This is a genomic window from Dyadobacter alkalitolerans DSM 23607, assembly GCF_000428845.1.
Lineage (GTDB): Bacteria > Bacteroidota > Bacteroidia > Cytophagales > Spirosomataceae > Dyadobacter > Dyadobacter alkalitolerans.
The window spans coordinates 453,042-472,067 of record NZ_AUAS01000002.1 but is presented as its reverse complement, the minus strand read 5'-3'; the positions used below and the strand labels follow the sequence as shown (position 1 = coordinate 472,067).

Here is a 19,026-nt window from a genome sequence, read left to right as displayed (position 1 = left end):
ATTAAGAACATTAAATTGATAAATGTGAAGACGGTACTGATTATTGATGATGAAGAAAAGCTCCGTTCACTGCTGGCCAGGATCATCCGGGCGGAAGGCTTTGAAGTGCTGGAAGCAGGCGATTGTAAATCAGGGCTGGCGAAGATCGATAACCCTTTGATTGATGCCGTGCTCTGCGACGTAAGGTTGCCGGATGGCAATGGCGTTGAACTCGTTCCCATTTTAAAAAGCCGCAACCCGCAGGCAGAGATCATTTTGCTAACCGCCAACGGCAACATTGCGGATGGAGTGCAGGCCATGAAAAACGGGGCGATGGATTACATTGTGAAAGGCGATGATAATGATAAGATCCTGCCGCTGCTGGACAAAGCAATCGAAAAGGCGCAGCTTAAAAAGAAAGTGAAAACGCTGGAAGCGATTGTTTCCAATAAATTTTCCTTTGAAAAAGTCATAGGAACGTCGCAGCCTATAAATGACGCGATCAGCCTGGCTAAAAAAGTGGCTGCGACAGACACGGCAGTGCTGCTAACCGGCGAGACGGGAACGGGAAAGGAAGTTTTTGCGCAAGCCATCCATTACAACAGCCTGCGTGCAGATAAAAACTTTGTTGCTCTCAATTGCAGCGCTTTTGGGAGGGACATGATCGAAAGCGAGCTTTTCGGTTACAAGCAAGGCGCATTTACCGGCGCACAAAAAGACAAACGCGGACTTTTGGAAGAAGCGCATAACGGGACCTTGTTTTTGGATGAGATCGGGGAGCTGCCGCTTGAATTGCAGGCCAAGCTGTTGCGCGTGCTGGAAACGCACGAGTTCATTAAATTGGGTGATACCAAAACAATTAAATCAAATTTTAGATTGATCGCCGCCACCAACCGTGATTTGAAGACCGAGTCGGAGCAGCACAGGTTCAGGGCAGACCTTTATTTCAGATTAAATGTATTTCAGATCCAGCTGCCGCCACTCAGGGACCGGGTTAAGGATATCCCTTTGTTGCTGGATTTTTTCCTTGATTATTTCTGCAAACAATCCAACAAGCCGAACCTGGGCTATTCGAAAGATTTCCTCAAACACCTGGAAAGCTACGAATGGAATGGCAATATCCGGGAGCTTAAAAATGTGGTTGAAAGGGCTGTGATCATCAGCGACGGTGAACTGGAAATTGCCAGCCTGCCATCCAATGTCCAGGAGTCGGTGCCATTGAAAAGTCAGCAGCTCTCCGCTTTTTCGATGGCAAGCATAGAAAAATTACACATTCAGAAAGTACTCAATTATTGCAAAGGCAACAAGGCGGAGACTGCCCGATTGCTCGAAATAGGAATAGCCACGCTATACCGCAAAATCGAAGAGTACGGCCTTCAAAGTTCCGGTCAATAGCCGCCCAATTGCCAGGACACCCTATATTTTTGATAGGGTGTCTTATCAAAATGATAAGGTCCAAGAACATCGGAAATTCCTTCAAAAAGCACTAACTGACTGATATATAGCTGTTTAAATACATATTGAAAAGTTTGGTATGCCTTTGGAATGTTTGGTATCAATGATCGCTCTGTCGAGCATCAGCGAACAAGCATTCACTTAAACATTGCATATCATGCTTACAATACTCTTAGTTGCCGCAGGCTGTTTCTGCTTCGCGCTTTTTTACCAATCCGTCCACTTTTTTGAAAAGATCTGATCATGGCAGCATTACTTGTTGTATCCATCGGTGTGTTTGTCTACATGTGCTATGTGCTCATCAAACCAGAGAAATTTTAACGGGCCCGCTATCAATTTTTAAATAAAATGAACTCAGAAATTTTAGGCGTCATTGCCATGTATGCAATAACCATCCTGATGGCCATCCCATTCGGAAAGTACATTGCCAAAGTCTACGCAGGAGAAAAGACGCTGCTCGATCCCGTATTCAATCCCCTGGAAAATATTTTCTTTCGCATCAGCGGCATCGACCGCAAAGCAGAAATGAACTGGAAACAACACCTGGTGGCCATGCTGACCATCAATTTTGTATGGTTCCTGCTCGGCATGTTTGTGTTAATGAACCAGGGCTGGCTGCCGCTGAACCCGGACGGAAATCCCGGACAAACGGCGGATCTGGCGTTCAACACCAGCATATCCTTTGTGGTCAACTGCAACCTGCAGCATTACTCGGGCGAAAGCGGGGTAAGTTATCTTTCGCAGCTCTTTTTAATGTTTTTACAATTTGTAAGTGCAGCCACGGGGATGGCCGCGGCGGTTGTTCTATTTATTGCATTAAAACAAAAAGCCGCCGACAAGCTGGGTAACTTTTACAATCTAATGCTGATCTCCTGCACGAGAATTTTGCTTCCGGCCTCCATTGTCGTTGCCAGCATCCTCGCATTCAACGGCACGCCGATGACCTTTGAAGGAAAAGACAGCATGATCGGCATGCAGGGCGACACGGTGGCGGTGTCCACAGGTCCGGTGGCAGCTTTTGTGGCGATCAAACATTTGGGAACAAACGGCGGCGGGTTTTACGGGACGAACTCGGCGCATCCGCTCGAAAACCCGAATTACCTCACCAACATGGTTGAAATGTTCTCGCAAATGATTATTCCGCTGGCCATGATTTTCGCGCTGGGCTTCTTTTTGAAAAGAAAGAAAATGGCCTGGATGATCTTCGGCGTCATGACCATTGGATTCTTGCTGCTTTGCTTGCCAACGATCATGTGGGAAACAAAAGGTAACCCGGCCATTGCGCAAATGGGCATAGACATGAGCTCCGGCGCGATGGAAGGTAAGGAATCCAGGATCGGCAGTGCGGCTTCGGGATTTTGGAGTATAGCCACCACCGTTATATCCACAGGTTCGGTGAACTCCATGCACGACAGTGCCATGCCGCTGTCCGGAATGATGCAGCTGCTGGCGATGATGACCAATGCATTTTACGGCGGCTGCGGGGTCGGGATCCTGAATTTCTTCATCTTCATCATTCTGGCTGTATTTATCAGCGGACTTATGGTAGGGCGTACGCCTGAGTTTTTAGGTAAAAAAATTGAAGGACGTGAGATGAAGATCGCCATGATCGTAGCCCTTCTGCACCCATTATTGATATTGGCCGGGACGGCGCTGGCAGCAGCATTCCCCGCAATCACCTCCGCCAATCTGAACAATCCCGGTTTTCACGGATTCAGCGAAATGCTGTATGAATACACCTCTTCGGCAGCCAATAATGGCAGCGGGTTTGAAGGTTTGGGCGATAATAATCCCTGGTGGAACATTACAACAGGCTTTATACTGATCCTTTCGCGCTTCATTCCCATCATTGGGCCGGTTGCGATTGCAGGACTTTTAGCCAATAAAAAATATATCCCCGAAAGTGCAGGCACGCTGCGGACAGATTCAGCCACATTCGGCATGATGGTCATGGCCGTCATCGCAATCATCACCGCCTTATCATTCTTCCCAGCATTAACCCTAGGCCCAATCGCAGAATATTTCAGTCTGTAATCAACGAAAAATTCACTCATCGCCCGGCGACCCGGTCATTCAATCATTCAGTCATTCATTCACTCATTAATTACCGGTCATCGGGATCAAACCCCGACGCCCGACTACTCCGATGAAAAATCAAAATGCATCCTTGTTCCAAAAGGATCTGGTGAATCAGGCTTTAAAACAGTCTTTTACCAAACTGAACCCCAAAATCATGTTTCGTAATCCGGTCATGTTTACCGTTGAAATAGGCACATTCGTCATGTTTGTGGTTTGTTTGTGGATCTTGTCAGGAAACACTTCCCAGGGCAGTTTTGGCTATAATTTTGTGATCTTCCTGATCCTGCTGCTCACATTATTGTTTGCCAATTTCGCCGAAGCCATCGCCGAAGCACGGGGAAAAGCACAAGCCGACAGCTTACGTAAGACACGCGAAGAAACACCCGCCAAACTGGTCGTCGACAACAAACCCGGCTTCTCTGTATCGACCCAAAGTGTTATGTCGGCCCGGATGAAAAAAGGGGATATTTTTATCTGTGAAGCCGGTGACAACATTGCCACCGACGGCGAGATCATCGAAGGGCTCGCAACCATCGACGAGAGCGCCATCACAGGTGAATCTGCGCCAGTGATCCGCGAAGCAGGCGGCGACAAAAGCAGTGTCACAGGAGGCACGAAAGTGCTTTCCGACAAAATAAAAGTCATGGTAACGACTGCGCCGGGCGAGAGTTTTCTGGATAAAATGATTGCATTGGTAGAAGGTGCCAGCCGCCAGAAAACGCCCAACGAAATCGCATTGACCATCCTGCTGGCCGGGTTTACAATGGTGTTTGTGATCGTGTGTGTGACGCTGAAACCCTTCGCCGATTATTCCAATACGCCCATTACTATTGCGGCATTCATTTCCCTGTTCGTATGCCTGATCCCGACTACGATCGGCGGCTTGCTTTCTGCAATAGGCATTGCAGGCATGGACCGTGCGTTGCGTGCCAATGTGATCACCAAATCGGGTAAGGCCGTGGAAACAGCCGGTGACATAGATGTGCTTTTGCTGGACAAAACAGGCACGATCACCATTGGAAACAGAAAGGCGACGCAGTTTCACGCTGCAAAGGGCATCACCGACAATCACTTTATCAAAGCCGCCGTACTCAGCTCAATCGCCGATGAAACGCCGGAAGGAAAATCCATCCTGGAACTGGCCAATGCCACGCCGACAACCCACCAGATCTCCAATCCGACATTCATCAAGTTTACGGCAGAAACACGCAGCTCCGGCGTTGACTTCGAGGGCACGCGAATCCGCAAAGGCGCATTTGACTCGATCCGCAACCTGGTTACCAGCGCTGGGAATGCATTTCCGGCTGAGATTGAAGAAAGTGTAAAAGCGATTTCCAACAATGGCGGCACACCGCTGGTGGTTTCAGAAAATGAGCGTGTGCTAGGGGTGGTTGAGTTGCAGGACATCATCAAGCCCGGCATCAGCGAGCGCTTTGAAAGACTTCGTAAAATGGGTGTCAAAACGGTGATGGTAACCGGCGATAACCCGCTTACGGCCAAATTTATCGCTGAAAAAGCAGGTGTGGACGACTTCATCGCCGAAGCTAAGCCCGAGGATAAGATGAATTACATTAAAAAAGAGCAGGAAGGCGGTAAGCTCGTGGCCATGATGGGAGACGGAACCAACGACGCACCCGCCCTCGCACAAGCTGATGTGGGCGTGGCCATGAACAGCGGCACGCAGGCGGCCAAGGAGGCCGGTAACATGGTGGATCTGGACAATGATCCGACAAAACTGATCGAGATCGTGGAAATCGGAAAGCAGCTGTTAATGACGCGCGGAACGCTGACCACATTCTCCATTGCAAATGACGTCGCCAAATATTTCGCCATCATTCCCGCCCTTTTCATCACCAGCATCCCAGCCTTGCAAGGCCTGAACATCATGCGCCTCAACAGTCCCGAAAGTGCGATCCTGTCCGCAGTAATTTTCAACGCCATCATCATCCCGTTCCTGATCCCGCTGGCACTAAAAGGCGTGGCCTACAAACCCATAGGCGCCAGCGCCCTGCTAAGACGAAACCTCTTCATCTACGGCCTGGGAGGCATATTGGTGCCATTTGCAGGGATAAAGCTCATTGACTTGGTGGTAAGTATCTGGATTTAGAATTTAACAAAGCTGAAAAGCTAAAAACATGAAAACGAACATATTTCCCGCAATCAAATTAACCATTGTAACGCTGCTGTTTTTCTGTGTGGTTTACCCGGCTGTGGTTTGGGTAATTGCGCAGATGACGCCTGACGGTGGTCGGGGTGAGACGGTTACTGCTGATGGTAAACGTTACTATGCCAACATTGGTCAGAAATTTACAGCAGACCGGTTTTTCAACAGTCGCCCTTCTGCTGTGGAGTATAATGCGGCTGGAAGCGGCGGGAGCAATAAAGGCCCTTCCAATCCCGAGTATCTGGCTGTGGTGCATGCCAGGATCGATACATTTTTGGTGCATAACCCCGGTGTTGATAAGAAGGATATTCCCGTCGAGCTGGTGACTGCGAGCGGCTCTGGTCTTGATCCGGATATTTCGCCCAAGGCTGCATTGATCCAGGTAAAAAGGGTGGCTGCTGCGCGCAAAGTTTCCGAAGAAAGAGTTGCGCAGCTTGTCAGCGAGCATACGGAAAAACCATTATTAGGCATGTTTGGACCGCAAAAGGTCAATGTGCTGAGCCTGAATATAGCTTTGGAAAAACTATAAAAAATGCCCCGGTCCCTACCGGCAGCGACGCGGGGACCGGGGCGTTTTCAACAGCGCCGCTACATTCATTTACAGTACATTTTCAATGAAAAGGTTATTATTAGCTGCATTCGGTTTAGTGATTTTCAAACCGGCGATGGCGCAGGATTCCACGGAAACAACGAACCCTTTGACAATCAGCGGATATGCAGAGGCTTATTACAATTACGATTTCAACAGGCCGCTTAACAACACGGCACCGGGTTTTCTTTACAATTTTAACCGCATTGGCGAACTGAATCTGAACCTCGGCTTTATCAAAGCAAACTACACGACCGACCGCGTGAGAGGTAACCTGGCCCTGGCAGCTGGAACCTACGTAAATGCGAACTATGCGGCCGAGCCGGGCGTGCTCAAAAATGTCTTTGAAGCCAACATTGGTGTCAAAATTTCAAAAAATGCGAACCTATGGCTGGATGCCGGGATCATGCCTTCGCACATTGGTTTTGAGAGTGCTGTCGGTAAGGATAACTGGGCGATGACCAGGAGTCTGGTGGCTGAAAATACGCCTTACTTTGAGTCGGGCTTGAAGCTGGGTTTTACAACAAAAGATGAAAAGCTCTATTTGTCTGCCATGTATCTCAATGGCTGGCAACGGATCCAGCGCGTGGATGGAAACACTACGCCCGCCTTCGGGACGCAGGTTACTTACAAACCGGCCGCTAATGTCACATTGAATTATAGCACATTCATAGGATCTGACAAGCCGGATAGTGCCAGGCTTATGCGTTATTATCACAACTTTTATGGTGTTTTTCAGCTTGCTGAAAAGTTCGGGATTACGGCCGGTTTCGACTACGGAACGGAGCAGAAAGCAAAGGGCAGCAGCGAATTTAACAAGTGGTTTGTACCCACATTAATCGCGCGCTATTCACCATCTTCAAAGCTTAACATTGCGGCGAGAGGTGAATATTTTCAAGATCAAAACGGTGTGATCATCGCGACGGGCACGGAGAATGGTTTCAAAACTTTCGGCATGTCCGCCAACATTGACTATGCCATTTTCCCGGGCCTGCTCTGGCGCGTGGAAGCCAGAAACCTCAGCAGCAAAGACCGGATATTCCTCGAAAGAAATCAGGCAGGCGCGGAAGCAATGTCCAGGAAAGATAACTTTTTTCTGACCACCTCGATTTCAATTGCGTTTTGACTTCTTGCCGCTCACGGGACATTCCTGGAAAGCGGCATTTTAAATAATTTAATGTAAATATTATTTTATAATGCAGTTTGTAAGGGCTGCAACGCGATTCAATCCTAACCAAGCCAATGTCCGAAACCAACCCCAGCGCGCAGCATTTTCTGGATCTGATCAAAAAATCGAGGCGTGGAAAATTCAAGATTTACATTGGCATGAGCGCTGGTGTTGGCAAGACATTCAGGATGTTGCAGGAAGCGCACGTCCTGCTGCGCAATGGCATCGACGTCAAGATCGGCTACATTGAAACGCATAACCGGAAAGAAACGCACGATCTGCTCGACGGACTGCCGGTGATCCCGCGCCGCAAACTTTTTTACAAAGGAAAAGAACTCGACGAGCTCGACGTGCAGGCCGTGATCAGCCTCAGGCCGGAGGTTGTGGTGGTGGACGAGCTGGCGCATACCAACATTGAGGGCAGCAAAAATGACAAGCGCTGGCAGGACGTGCTCGAAATCCTGGAAGCGGGCATCAATGTTATTAGCGCGGTGAACATTCAGCACATTGAATCGTTGAATGAAGAAGTAAAAGGCATTACGGGCGTGGAAGTGAAAGAGCGGATTCCGGACAGCGTGCTGGGCGCAGCGGACGAGGTTGTAAACATTGATTTAACCGCCGACGAGCTCATTACACGACTGAAAGAGGGTAAAATTTACAAGCCTGAAAAAATCCAGACGGCACTTAATAATTTTTTCAAACCCGACCATATCCTGCAACTCCGCGAGCTTGCATTGAAAGAAGTGGCGAGCCAGGTGGAGCGGAAGGTGGAAACGGAAATTCCCAAGTTGGTTGCGTCGAAAAGGGAGAAATTTCTGGCCTGTATCAGCAGCAACGAAAGCACGGCCCGGCATGTGATCCGGAAAACGGCACGGCTGGCCAGTTACTACAACAGCAAATGGTTTGTCCTTTACGTGCAGACCCCGAACGAAAGCCAGGACAAGATTGCATTGGACAAGCAGCGGCATTTGATCAATAATTTCAAACTGGCCACGGAAATGGGCGCGGAGATCATCCGGGTGCAGGATACCAATGTGTCTGAGGCGATTATACAAGTGGCCGAGCAGCGTGAGATTACCACGATTTGTCTGGGTAAGCCGCATATAAACCTGCTGCGGGTGATTCTGGCAACCAACCTTTTTAATAATCTTTTGAAAAAACTTTCATCTTCTGATATCGACCTGGTTATCTTGTCTTAGCGTAACCACTTCGCCTTTTTCTATGAAAATAAAAACCAAACTGCGACTCGGACTGGGCGTGCTGTTTCTGATGATCCTGGCATTGTCCGTGATTGCCGCGGGCTACATATATACGCTCAAAGAGGACACTGAAAACATCTTGCAGGACAACTATAAGACGCTGGATTACAGTCGCAGCATGTTCCTGGCCCTCGATCAGATCCACCAGGGCCCCGAAGCAGGAGCCAGATTTGAGCAAAACCTGAAAGAACAGCGGTCGAATGTAACCGAGCCGGGAGAAGGGGAGGTGACCAATAAAATTGCGGGTCATTATGATTCTCTGAAAAAAGATTTGAATAACCCACAAATGCCGGTCCTGATCAGAAATGATCTGGCTGAGTTGACGCGGGTTAACATGGAAGCGATCCGGGCGAAGAGTGACAAGGCGCTGGATACGGTGCATTCGGCGTTTATCTGGATCGCGCTGACGGGAACCGTTTGCTTTCTGATCGCTTTGACGCTGCTGGTCAATTTGCCGGGTAATGTTGGCAACCCGATCCGCGAGCTGACGGAAAGTATCCGCGCCATTGCAGCGAAGAATTATGCCGAGCGGCTGCATTTTTCAGGTAAGGATGAGTTTGGAGAGCTGGCGAGTTCATTTAATACGATGGCCGAGAAACTCGAAGAATATGACAACAGCAATCTTTCACAGATCCTGGTGGAAAAGAAGCGCATTGAAGCCCTGATCAACAACATGCACGAGCCGGTTATCGGTCTGGATGAAAACAAAAAAGTGCTGTTTGCCAATGAAGAAGCCGTCAAGATTACCGGCATTGCGGTGAGTGATTTATTGGGAAAATCGGCCATCGAGCTGGCAGAGCAGAATGATCTGATCCGTGCGTTGATCCAGGAAAATGACGGGCTGCAACCCAATAACGCGAATGCCGCAATGCCGTCGCTGAAAATTTATGCAGACAATAAAGAAAGCTATTTTGAGAAGGAAATCGTTGATATCACCATCGTTCCGACGGGTGAGCGACTGAAAAAATTCATCGGTCAGGTGATCCTTTTGAAGAACATTACGCCTTTCAAAGAGCTTGATTTTGCCAAAACCAATTTCATCGCCACCGTTTCCCACGAACTGAAAACACCCATCGCTTCCATCAAAATGAGCCTGCAACTGCTGGAAAGCCAGCATACCGGAGATCTGAACGAGGAGCAAAAACAATTAATGTCAAGCATTAAAGAAGACAGCGACCGGCTGCTAAAAATCACCGGCGAGCTGCTGAATATGTCGCAGGTTGAAACGGGGAATATTCAGTTGAACATCCAGTCGAGCAGCCCGTATGCAATCCTGAAATATGCCGTGGATGCTGTCAAAACACCGATTGAGCAAAAGCGCATCGACCTCGTGGTGCAGGCCGCAGATCAGCTCGCCGACGTAAAGGCGGATATGGAAAAAACGGCCTGGGTACTGATCAATTTCTTGACGAATGCAGTCCGTTATTCACAGGAAGACAGCAAAATTCACATTCAACTCACACCCACCCAGCAAGGCGTCAAATTCCTGGTTCGGGATGAAGGTAAAGGCATCGACAGCCGTTACCGGACCAAAATTTTCGACCGCTATTTTCAGGTTCCCGGCAGCTCAAAAACCGGCACCGGCCTCGGGCTGGCGATCAGTAAAGAGTTTATCGAGGCGCAGGGCGGCAGTATTGGGGTAACGAGCGAAATCGGGATGGGCAGCAGTTTTTACTTTGAGCTTGCCAGCGCCTGATTGCATGGACGCGAGCTGTTAAATAGACTCAGACGCTTCTGGCACCCCGGAGGAAATGAATTTTGCCTTAACAAACTGCCATACGATCGGCAACACCGATAATGCAATGATCGCTAAAACCACTTTTTCAAAATTGTCTCTCACCATCGGGATGTTTCCAAGAAAGTAGCCGCCGATCGTCAGACTTACTACCCATAGGATGGCTCCGATAATGTTGAATTTGAAAAACACACTATAATTCATTGTGGCAATACCCGCTACAAACGGAGCCAGCGTCCTGACTATCGGCACAAACCGGGCAATGATGATCGTTGAAGGGCCGTATTTCTCATAAAATCCCTGCGTTCGCGCAAGATGCTCGGGTTTGATCAGAGCAGTTCCCATGAATTTGATTCCCAGTACTTTATGTCCAAAATATCTGCCAAACAGATAGTTGCAGGTGTCTCCCAGTATTGCTGCTATAAGGAGCAAAATAACAACCAGCCATATGTTCAGGGATTCGGGATATTTGGCCGCCATCATGCCAGCTGCAAAAAGCAAAGAGTCACCGGGCAAAAAAGGCATGAAAACAACACCTGTTTCAATAAAAATAATCATAAAAAGAATGACATAGGCCCATGCCCCGTAGTCCTGAATGATTTGTCCGAGATGCTTGTCCAGGTGAACAAACAGGTCGATGAATTGGTCGAAAACCTCCACTGTGAATGTAATTTAAACTTGACTTCAAAAACCAAAATAGATGCTGGCGACATTAAAACGCCGCATTTTTATTTTTGCAGTTGTAAATTTACAGGTATAATGATGATTAACCTAATGTTGGATGAAATGATTAGCCATGTTCATACTATTAATGAGCCTTACTGCATGAAAAGTCGTGCAAAGTGATTTTCCAAATGGCTCCTCATGGCATTGCGCAACTGCTCGGAATTCCCGTTTTCAATAATTTCTATCAGGCCTTTGTGCGAGACGAAATTCGCATTCGATGAATATTTGCACAGCAAACCGCTTTTGTGCACATAATCGAACACCGGTAAAAGCATCCGCTGGAATTTTTTCATGGTTTCATTGCGTGTGATTTCATACAGTTTTCCATGGAAAGCGATCTCATGCTCGATCTGGAAAAGCATCCGGTCCGAGGATGAGGGTTCGTTTTCCACAAGAATTTTCAAAGCAGCGATATCATCGGGCGTAACGCGCTCCATAAGATTATCAGGCACATGGCTTTTACAGCGATGATCACGGAAAGACATTCAAGCTCGGCGAAACCATTTCTTTTGAAGGCTCCAACGAAGCTACGGCGGCAGAAATTTCAGGTGGAAGGGTGATGTTCAATGCCAGAAATCAGCAAGGCGATGTGCGTGCGCGCATTGTGGCGCTCAGCAGCGATGGCGGCGTGAAATGGGATACCACCTATTTTGACCACAACCTGCCCGATCCCGTATGTGAAGGAAGTATTCTGACCATTGGCAAAAACAAAAAACAAAACATCCTCGCATTCTCCAACGCCGCCGACACCAAAAACCGCGATAATCTCACATTAAGGATCAGTTTCGACGATGGAAAAACCGGGACGAAGCAATATCTGGTAGACAAAAGTAAAAACGGGGAAAAGGATTTCACCGCCTATTCGGATCTGGTGCAGACCGGGAAGAAAAGTGTAGGGATCCAATATGAACTTGATGGCTACAAATCCATTGTGTTCAAAGACATTAAACTGGAATATTAAAATTCCTGCAGTTTTGGTTACCATCACTAATGCTGTTACCCTTGGCAGGAAATAACGGAATCAATGATGGTAATTTTTTATTTTGCAAAACAAATTGGCTATCAAGACCTTACCTTAGTATTTGGTTTTTCACCAAAGCCAGTTTTTAAGCTTTTCTGCTTTTTCAAGATGGTGGTGAAGCGTGGGCAGCTTGCCGCTAGCGAAGGATTTTGTCTCCTCATCCTGGCCTAAAATAATCTCCGTTTTAAAGAGATCGATCGTTTCTACGTGAGAAACAACCATCATCATCATGTAAGTGGAATCAAAAGCCATTCCGTTCAAGGAAGCCAGGCTATCCAATTTCTTCTGTTTAGCCTCCGAAAGCATCATAGGTAGGTCTACCATCTTTTTGGCAGCAAGGGCTTTCAATTCGTCGCTCGCCTTACCGTGGTCCATGACCATATGATGACCATATTCTTTCACAGAATCGACAACTGCTTTCATTGACGCCATTTCACCGGCTTTGATTTCAAACATATTCCCATCGGCAGCCTTGATCATAAATTGTCTGTCGGCTTCGGCAACCATACCAACCCCTTCGTGGTCTGTACAGGAAATGACTGCGGACCCAAGTGCCGCCATTAAACAGAAAAGTACTCGCTTTTTCATACGTAGTTTTGATGAATTGATAAACAAAAATGAACGTTAGTTAACATCGCATATGTAGCATTGCGATTTCGCGGCCGGTCTTTAAAAAACTGTTCCAGAAGCGCGTATCCCAGCAAAACGTTGCCATTTATTTTTCGCAGCGTATAATCCGGGTCCGGATTACTGATCTGAGTGTTCTTGTCTTTCACCGTTTTACCGCAAGTTTTCTATTGGGCTTATCGGAAAAGTGAGGAGGGTTAAAAGAATCGTTAGCGCAATGCTCGAGTTATAGGTATGAATGTATCGCCTTGTTCTTTTGAGAGGGTAAATTCATAACTATGCGCTGCTCATTCTTCACCGGCTGGATAACATTCGTTTTACTTACAGGCTCCTGCCTGCTGGCTAATGGACAAGCCACAGCCCGGCTAACTGGCTATGTAACAGATGCCACGACTGGAAAACCAATGCAGTTTGCCAATGTATATGTCAATGGCAGCAGCCAGGGGGCCGTTACCGACGAAAAAGGAGCATATGCGCTTGCAGTAAGCCCACTTGGCACGGTTGAAATTGTGGCATCTTTTGTTGGATATCAATCTGCTACGCAAAAAATCCGGCTTGAAAATACATCTCCGCGAAAAGCCGATTTCCGGCTCAAAATAAGCGAACAAATGCTGGATGCGATCACAGTAAAGGGCAATACGAAGCGGTCAGAACGACATTTGCGTCAGTTTAAAAAGCAACTTTTCGGTGAGCCGTTTGGTGGGCAATGTGTGCTTGTAAACAGTGAAGTTCTTAATTTTAAAGAGGAAAATAATCACTTATATGCCACGGGCAATGCACCGCTAATCATTGATAATCAAGCATTAGGTTGCCGGGTGATCTACGATCTGCAACATTTCGATGCTACGCCGTCCGGGAAGCTCTACTCGGCTGGAACGGCCCGGTTCGAAGAGCTGAAACCTGAGAACGAACGTCAGGCTGACCGGTTCCGGCGCAACCGGCTGACCGCATACGGGGGATCTATCCGGCATTTGATGGCCAGCCTGGTCGATAGTACTTTTGAGCAAGCGGGCTTTCTTGTTTATCAGGAGGACGCCACCAAGCCAATCTCCGTCGAACGCAAGACCATTACGCTTACCGCTGCCATTGGCGAATACAAGCGTCTGGTTCCGGTCCAGCGTTCGAAAGTGATCCGGCCGGGCCGTTTACCGAGCGAGCGCCGATTGGTTTCACCCATGAAACTGATTGTGTTTTATACCAAAGCGGTCTCCAATTTCTCACCGTATCCCGATGCCCGCTACGCCTACACAGAACTGCAATTACCGGCCGGGCAGCTGCAAATGACCGTGGATGGGCTTATTACAATGCCCGAGGGCCTGGAAGTGGAAGGCTCCATGGGTGACGACAGGCTCTCCACCATGTTGCCCGCAGACTGGAAACCTAATGCAAGTGAAATGGAATCCGTTTCAACCGGCGCACTGGCCGCAAAGGGGAAACTCGCGCCGCCTGACACCGCCCTGGGAAGTATCCGTGCAGATTTTGACAATCGTTATAAACTGCTGGCACCCAGCTTGTTTGTACATGTTGATAAGCCGTTTTATGTCACGGGCGACCGCCTCTGGATGAGCGCATACTTACTCGACGCAACGAATTACCGGCGGGCGGGTGGCGAAACCGCCATGCACGTCGACTTGCTTACCTCAACAGGCAAACTGGTTGAGCATCAATGGGTACGCATTGCGGATGGGCGGGGCCAGGGAAATCTCCGTCTGTCCGATACGCTCACGACAGGAACGTATCGCCTGCGTGCCTATACCGATGAAGATGATGGTCAGCGACGCCCTGCATTCGAGCGGTCTGTGCCGGTTTATAATTTGGTGAAAAACGGTCAGCCCGTTAAAAGTGATTCGGTTACTCAGCCATTGGATGTTCAGATTTTGCCGGAAGGTGGCCGCTGGATTTCCGGGTTACCGGCGCGTTTGGGTATGAAAATCATACAGCCCAATGGTTATGGATTCCAGGCGGAAGGACGCATTGTGGACGATGCAGGCATTGAAGTGGTTCGGTTTAAAACCAATCGCGAGGGGATGACGAGCGTACTGATGGAGCCGAAGCCCCAGCTAACTTACTTCGCAGAACTAACCTATAATAAGGAATTGCTGCGCATTGCTTTACCGAAGCCAGAAAACCAAGGATTATTGCTTTCCGCCGATGCACTGAGTGATTCAACCCGGCTGGCATTGACCATCATGAGTTCCAATCGGGACGCTGCAGACTCTGTGTATGTGCTGATCCAGCAACGCGGTGTGGTAGTGGATCAGCGAAAAATCATTTTGCAAAACGGGTCAGCCAAAATAAGCCTGCCTATGCTGGAATGGTTGCCGGGCCTTGCGCAGGTTACCCTGTACGATGCCAAAGCCATGCCGCAATGCGAGCGCTTGTTTTTTGTGCCCGAATCCGTGCCACCCGTTCTGGTAACATTGAAATTAAACAAAACGAACTATCAGCCGCGGGAACAAGTTGCGGTGAGCCTTAATCTGAAAGATAACGGAGCGCCCACGTCAGCAGCCTTGTCAGCATCGATCACCGATGCCAGCAAAGTGCCGGGCGACACCGCCGATGCTCATGTGCAAGCACACTTGCTGCTGACCGGAGAACTGCGCGGGCGTGTTGAAAATCCTAATAAATACTTCGCTAATCCATCAACTGAGACGCGTAAAGAGTTGGACGACATGCTGTTGACGCAGGGCTGGCGACGGGTAAGCGGCACGCCGGAAGCTGATTCACTCGGTGGTGTGTCGTTCAGTGGCCGCATTCTGAATCCGAAACATCAACCTATTCCCGGCGCACAGGTTACCGTGGCGTCCACAAGGCCCGGGCAATCGTTCGTAAGATCCGCAGGCACTGACGAGCAGGGCCGCTTTCGGCTACCCGGATTATCCGTTGCGGATACGGCAACATTGATGGTGCAAATTGCCGGGCGTAATTTCCGGAAAATGTCTTCCAAAGAAGCCGTTCTGGTTCAGGAATGGCCTGGTAAAAGTTGGGAATTTGGTAAAATAATTGCTCCGCCAAACTGGTCCGACCTCCAAGCGGAACTGCAAGCCGCCCGCGGCCGGCAGGAAGCAAATACCGAATTGTACCGTGATAAAGCCGCTAAACAGCTAAACGAAGTAACAGTTCGTGCGCAAAAATACAATGAAAGGCCTGATGACATTCAAATGCGGAGTCTGCATAACAATGCTGATGCCACCATCCTTTTCAATGAGAAATCCCCAAATTACCCGAATTTGTATGAAATGGTTCAAGGGCGCTTTGCGGGCGTGACTGTATTCAGGACTGTCGCAGCAAAGGGCATTACAGCGCCCCCTGGCTATCTTGTGTCCGTTCGTGGTGGTGGGCAACCCTTGTTTTTGATGGACGGCTTACCGATTGAAGACCCTGACGGAAATGCTCTGATGAACTTCAATCCAAGAGACATTGAACGTGTCGAATTGCTGAAAAATGCTGGTTCGACGGGTATATACGGGGTTCGGGGAGGTAATGGGGTAATTGCATTTTACTCCAAAAGTGCGCGTTCCATGCAGGCGGGCACAAAACCGAAAGAGCGTATGACCCCGGTCCAATTCATCGGTTATCCTTCGGTGCAGCGGGAATTTTATGTGCCGCGCTACGATATAGAAACAACCGACACCACCATTTCTGGTCGTTTGGACGACCGGGATGTACTATATTGGAAACCCATGATTCAAACCGATAGCAAGGGCAACAGCCAGCTGCGCTTTCCCCTCTCAGACACCGTGCGGACATTAAGAATTGTTATACAAGGCATTACGGCCAACGGCCGCCCGGTGTACGGCGTTCAGCTGGTGCGGGTTCAGTAAAGACGTCACCATAATCTTAACCAATCCTAAGTGGAGAATGCAAATCCCCTTTTATTCAAATAATGGCATGCGGGCGAACTCAGGGCGTTCGAGCTCCTCGAACAGAACTGCTGCGCCTATGTTTCCTTTATACAGACTATGGTTTCTCATTTGCCCTGAATAAATGTGGGGAAGCATTTGTTTAGCAATACGCTTGGCCTCAGTCAGGTAAAAATTGTTTTTTGTTGCATTATACACACTTAAAAGGGCATAACATTCGCCTGATCTTCCACAGCATAAGCTGCCATTCATGCCTGGCTCAGCCGCATTCAAAAAGTGGTTGGCCGTTTTTGTTGCCAGGTCCAGGTAATGTTCGTCGGAGGTGAAGTGGAATAACGCTGTCCATAAAAAGGTGTATCCTGCCGATCCGTGGCACCAGCCTGTCCATGAGACGGGTTCGGTATTGGAGATTTCCCAGCGTAAATGCCCGTTTTCTGCTATGCCCAGACTGACCAGTTGCTCAACTCTTTCGAAAAAGCGAACCGGTAAATGTTGCCCGGAAGTTTTACACCATTTCAAAGTAGCATATAAAATCCCCGCCCAGCCGTGCGCAATTCCCCTATAATTAATCAGGTTTTTCTCGCCAACGGCGGAATAGGCATCGATAGTGGACCAGATTTCTTCCATCGTATTTTTGCCAAAAGCCAACAGATCATTTTTTGTGAACCTGTCATAAGAAGGCATATTTTCCAAAATAAGCGAACCGCCAATCAACGCCGCTGACTTACCCAATGTAAGATCCAGGTTCTCGCAAGGCTGCGAGGCGTGCACTAAAAAATTGTGGACGGCATTATAGTAACTCCCGTAATCCCCCGCGGCCTGACTGACCAGCACCTGAACTAGATCCACTCCGCTGGGCGTATGGTAAATAGAGGAAAGCCCGACAATGGATGGAGTGAGATCCATATCTTTTGAATAGAATCCGCTCTCGGGATCGTGCGTGTAACCGGCTGCCCGATCGCTCCATACGTCCGCAAGTGCCAGTGTTTCGGCGCTGGAATGGACCAACGCTTTTCGCAAAAGCATGTAGGCAATGCCTGCCGCGCCAAAATTGACCGAGCTCTTCGGCGCCAGTTGCAGTCCGGTTTTTACGAGATTTCCAGTAAATCCATAATCTTTCAGAATTGAATCCCGGAAGACCTGCACCGACATTTTCTTGTCTTCGGCAAATCGATCCGGGAAACTTTCCTGCACTTTCATCATGGCTAAATAGAAATCTTCAATGCGTTCATAACGGTCCTCTTTACGCTTGGAAAGTGCTTTGAAGATCGTTTTCTCAATGTTATTATTTATAATAATGTCCAGGCTGCTGAACGGAACGGGGGTTTCGCTCGCAATTTGCGTGAACAATGTTTTTTTGTCATAGGAAAAATTGAGATACTGCTTGCCCGTAAATATCTGGTATAGCAAGGCCCCCAATGCATATTGCTCACCTGCAAATGTCGAAGGCGGGGCAGGTCTAGCGTCAAGAACAGCCTGTGCATATTCGGGCTCAAAGAAGAAACCCAATCCACCCCGTGCGGGCACCTGGTCGTTTGCGACCATCCTGGAAAGACCGAAATCAATGATTTTCAATTCACCCGATCCGGCAATGATAATGTTGGCCGGATGCACATCCGAATGGATAATGCCCTGACTGTGAAGATGTGTGTAAGCGTGGAGAATCCGGCAGGAAATGTCGAGCAATGCAAGCACATTGGATTGATCATGAAGATTATGATATTTCTCGGCAGCCTGCAAACATGTTGCCCCATCAACCCATTCCATGATCAGATAATGGTCGGTTCCATGTTCTCCATGTTCCGTCAGAGCCGGGTTGATAGCACCGTCGAGTTGGTTCAGTATGTCAATTTCATTGTAAAAATTGGCCAGTAACTGGGGTGTTTTCTTACTCGTTTTGAGCAGTTTAAGCGCATAATACTGACCATTTCTTTTGATCTTATAAATTTCCGTATCCGCAACGCCGTCCAGTTTTGATACGATTTCATAGTCTTTAAACCGGTCGCCTGCATTTAAAAACTGTTTGCTTACTCCGCATGTATCATCGTAAGAAACAAGAAAGCCTTCATTTCTGAGTTTGGCCAGGAAAGTATAGGAGCCTTCCAGGATCTTTTGCGCATCCAGGTTATTCATCAGTGCATACGTGAGGACACCTTCCGGCAGGGATTTTGGCTTGCGAAATTCCTGCAAAAGCGACGCAGAAGACGCATCGATTATTTTGCTTGTATTTCTGGCCTGTGTATAGGTGACGATAAAGTCGTCCGCTTCGTATTCGAATTTGGCCAGCGCCTGCTCCGGCAATGCTTCTACCGGCAGCACCTGAACATTCTCAGGCAATATATATAATTGATTGGAAGCCAT

14 protein-coding genes are annotated in these 19,026 nt (G+C 48.3%); 10 read left to right on the top strand and 4 right to left on the bottom strand.

Annotated elements, in window-relative coordinates; all coding sequences use genetic code 11:
- Positions 1-24: 24 nt before the first annotated feature.
- The 8 genes from G395_RS0105135 to G395_RS0105105 all read left to right on the top strand — a co-directional run bounded on the left by G395_RS0105135 (position 25) and on the right by G395_RS0105105 (position 10,389).
- Complete coding sequence (locus tag G395_RS0105135) at positions 25-1,374, top strand: sigma-54-dependent transcriptional regulator (RefSeq protein ID WP_026629088.1); 1,350 nt, start codon at positions 25-27, stop codon at positions 1,372-1,374.
- A gap of 303 nt (positions 1,375-1,677) precedes the next feature.
- A complete protein-coding gene (kdpF, locus tag G395_RS33045; RefSeq protein ID WP_084439444.1) occupies positions 1,678-1,755 on the top strand; it encodes a K(+)-transporting ATPase subunit F in 78 nt (25 codons plus the stop codon).
- A 27-nt stretch (positions 1,756-1,782) separates the two neighbouring features.
- Positions 1,783-3,468 (top strand): potassium-transporting ATPase subunit KdpA, encoded by a 1,686-nt coding sequence (kdpA, locus tag G395_RS0105130; RefSeq protein WP_026629087.1) that lies wholly within the window; start codon positions 1,783-1,785, stop codon positions 3,466-3,468.
- 112 nt (positions 3,469-3,580) lie between these two features.
- Positions 3,581-5,620: a potassium-transporting ATPase subunit KdpB gene (gene kdpB / locus G395_RS0105125; protein ID WP_026629086.1), complete on the top strand. Its 2,040-nt coding sequence runs from the start codon at positions 3,581-3,583 to the stop codon at positions 5,618-5,620.
- A 28-nt stretch (positions 5,621-5,648) separates the two neighbouring features.
- Positions 5,649-6,206: a K(+)-transporting ATPase subunit C gene (locus G395_RS0105120; protein ID WP_026629085.1), complete on the top strand. Its 558-nt coding sequence runs from the start codon at positions 5,649-5,651 to the stop codon at positions 6,204-6,206.
- A gap of 85 nt (positions 6,207-6,291) precedes the next feature.
- Positions 6,292-7,392 (top strand): porin, encoded by a 1,101-nt coding sequence (locus G395_RS0105115; protein ID WP_026629084.1) that lies wholly within the window; start codon positions 6,292-6,294, stop codon positions 7,390-7,392.
- A gap of 116 nt (positions 7,393-7,508) precedes the next feature.
- Entirely contained in the window at positions 7,509-8,633 is a 1,125-nt protein-coding gene (locus tag G395_RS0105110; protein WP_026629083.1) for a universal stress protein, read from the top strand.
- Between the two features lie 22 nt (positions 8,634-8,655).
- Positions 8,656-10,389: an ATP-binding protein gene (locus tag G395_RS0105105; RefSeq protein ID WP_026629082.1), complete on the top strand. Its 1,734-nt coding sequence runs from the start codon at positions 8,656-8,658 to the stop codon at positions 10,387-10,389.
- Between the two features lie 18 nt (positions 10,390-10,407).
- Here the strand turns inward: G395_RS0105105 and G395_RS0105100 are convergent, their stop codons facing one another.
- Together G395_RS0105100 and G395_RS28610 are read right to left on the bottom strand one after the other, a co-directional pair.
- The gene (locus G395_RS0105100) at positions 10,408-11,088 is read right to left on the bottom strand and encodes a VTT domain-containing protein (protein WP_026629081.1); all 681 of its coding nucleotides are present in this window, start codon (positions 11,086-11,088) and stop codon (positions 10,408-10,410) included.
- Positions 11,089-11,246: 158 nt separating this feature from the next.
- A complete protein-coding gene (locus G395_RS28610; RefSeq protein WP_084439393.1) occupies positions 11,247-11,639 on the bottom strand; it encodes a FadR/GntR family transcriptional regulator in 393 nt (130 codons plus the stop codon).
- A 17-nt stretch (positions 11,640-11,656) separates the two neighbouring features.
- Here G395_RS28610 and G395_RS28605 point away from each other — a divergent pair, with 17 nt between their 5' ends.
- Positions 11,657-12,115 carry an exo-alpha-sialidase gene (locus G395_RS28605; RefSeq protein ID WP_229204019.1) on the top strand — a complete coding sequence of 153 codons (459 nt, stop codon included), beginning with the start codon at positions 11,657-11,659 and terminating at the stop codon, positions 12,113-12,115.
- A 129-nt stretch (positions 12,116-12,244) separates the two neighbouring features.
- Here G395_RS28605 and G395_RS28600 read toward each other — a convergent pair whose 3' ends face one another.
- Complete coding sequence (locus G395_RS28600) at positions 12,245-12,763, bottom strand: DUF4142 domain-containing protein (protein ID WP_051349997.1); 519 nt, start codon at positions 12,761-12,763, stop codon at positions 12,245-12,247.
- A gap of 317 nt (positions 12,764-13,080) precedes the next feature.
- Here G395_RS28600 and G395_RS0105075 point away from each other — a divergent pair, with 317 nt between their 5' ends.
- Entirely contained in the window at positions 13,081-16,626 is a 3,546-nt protein-coding gene (locus G395_RS0105075) for a carboxypeptidase regulatory-like domain-containing protein (protein ID WP_026629078.1), read from the top strand.
- A 51-nt stretch (positions 16,627-16,677) separates the two neighbouring features.
- On the opposite strand, the gene G395_RS0105070 is transcribed toward G395_RS0105075, so the two are convergent.
- Positions 16,678-19,026, bottom strand: coding sequence for a protein kinase domain-containing protein (locus G395_RS0105070; protein ID WP_026629077.1), 2,349 nt, complete (start codon positions 19,024-19,026; stop codon positions 16,678-16,680).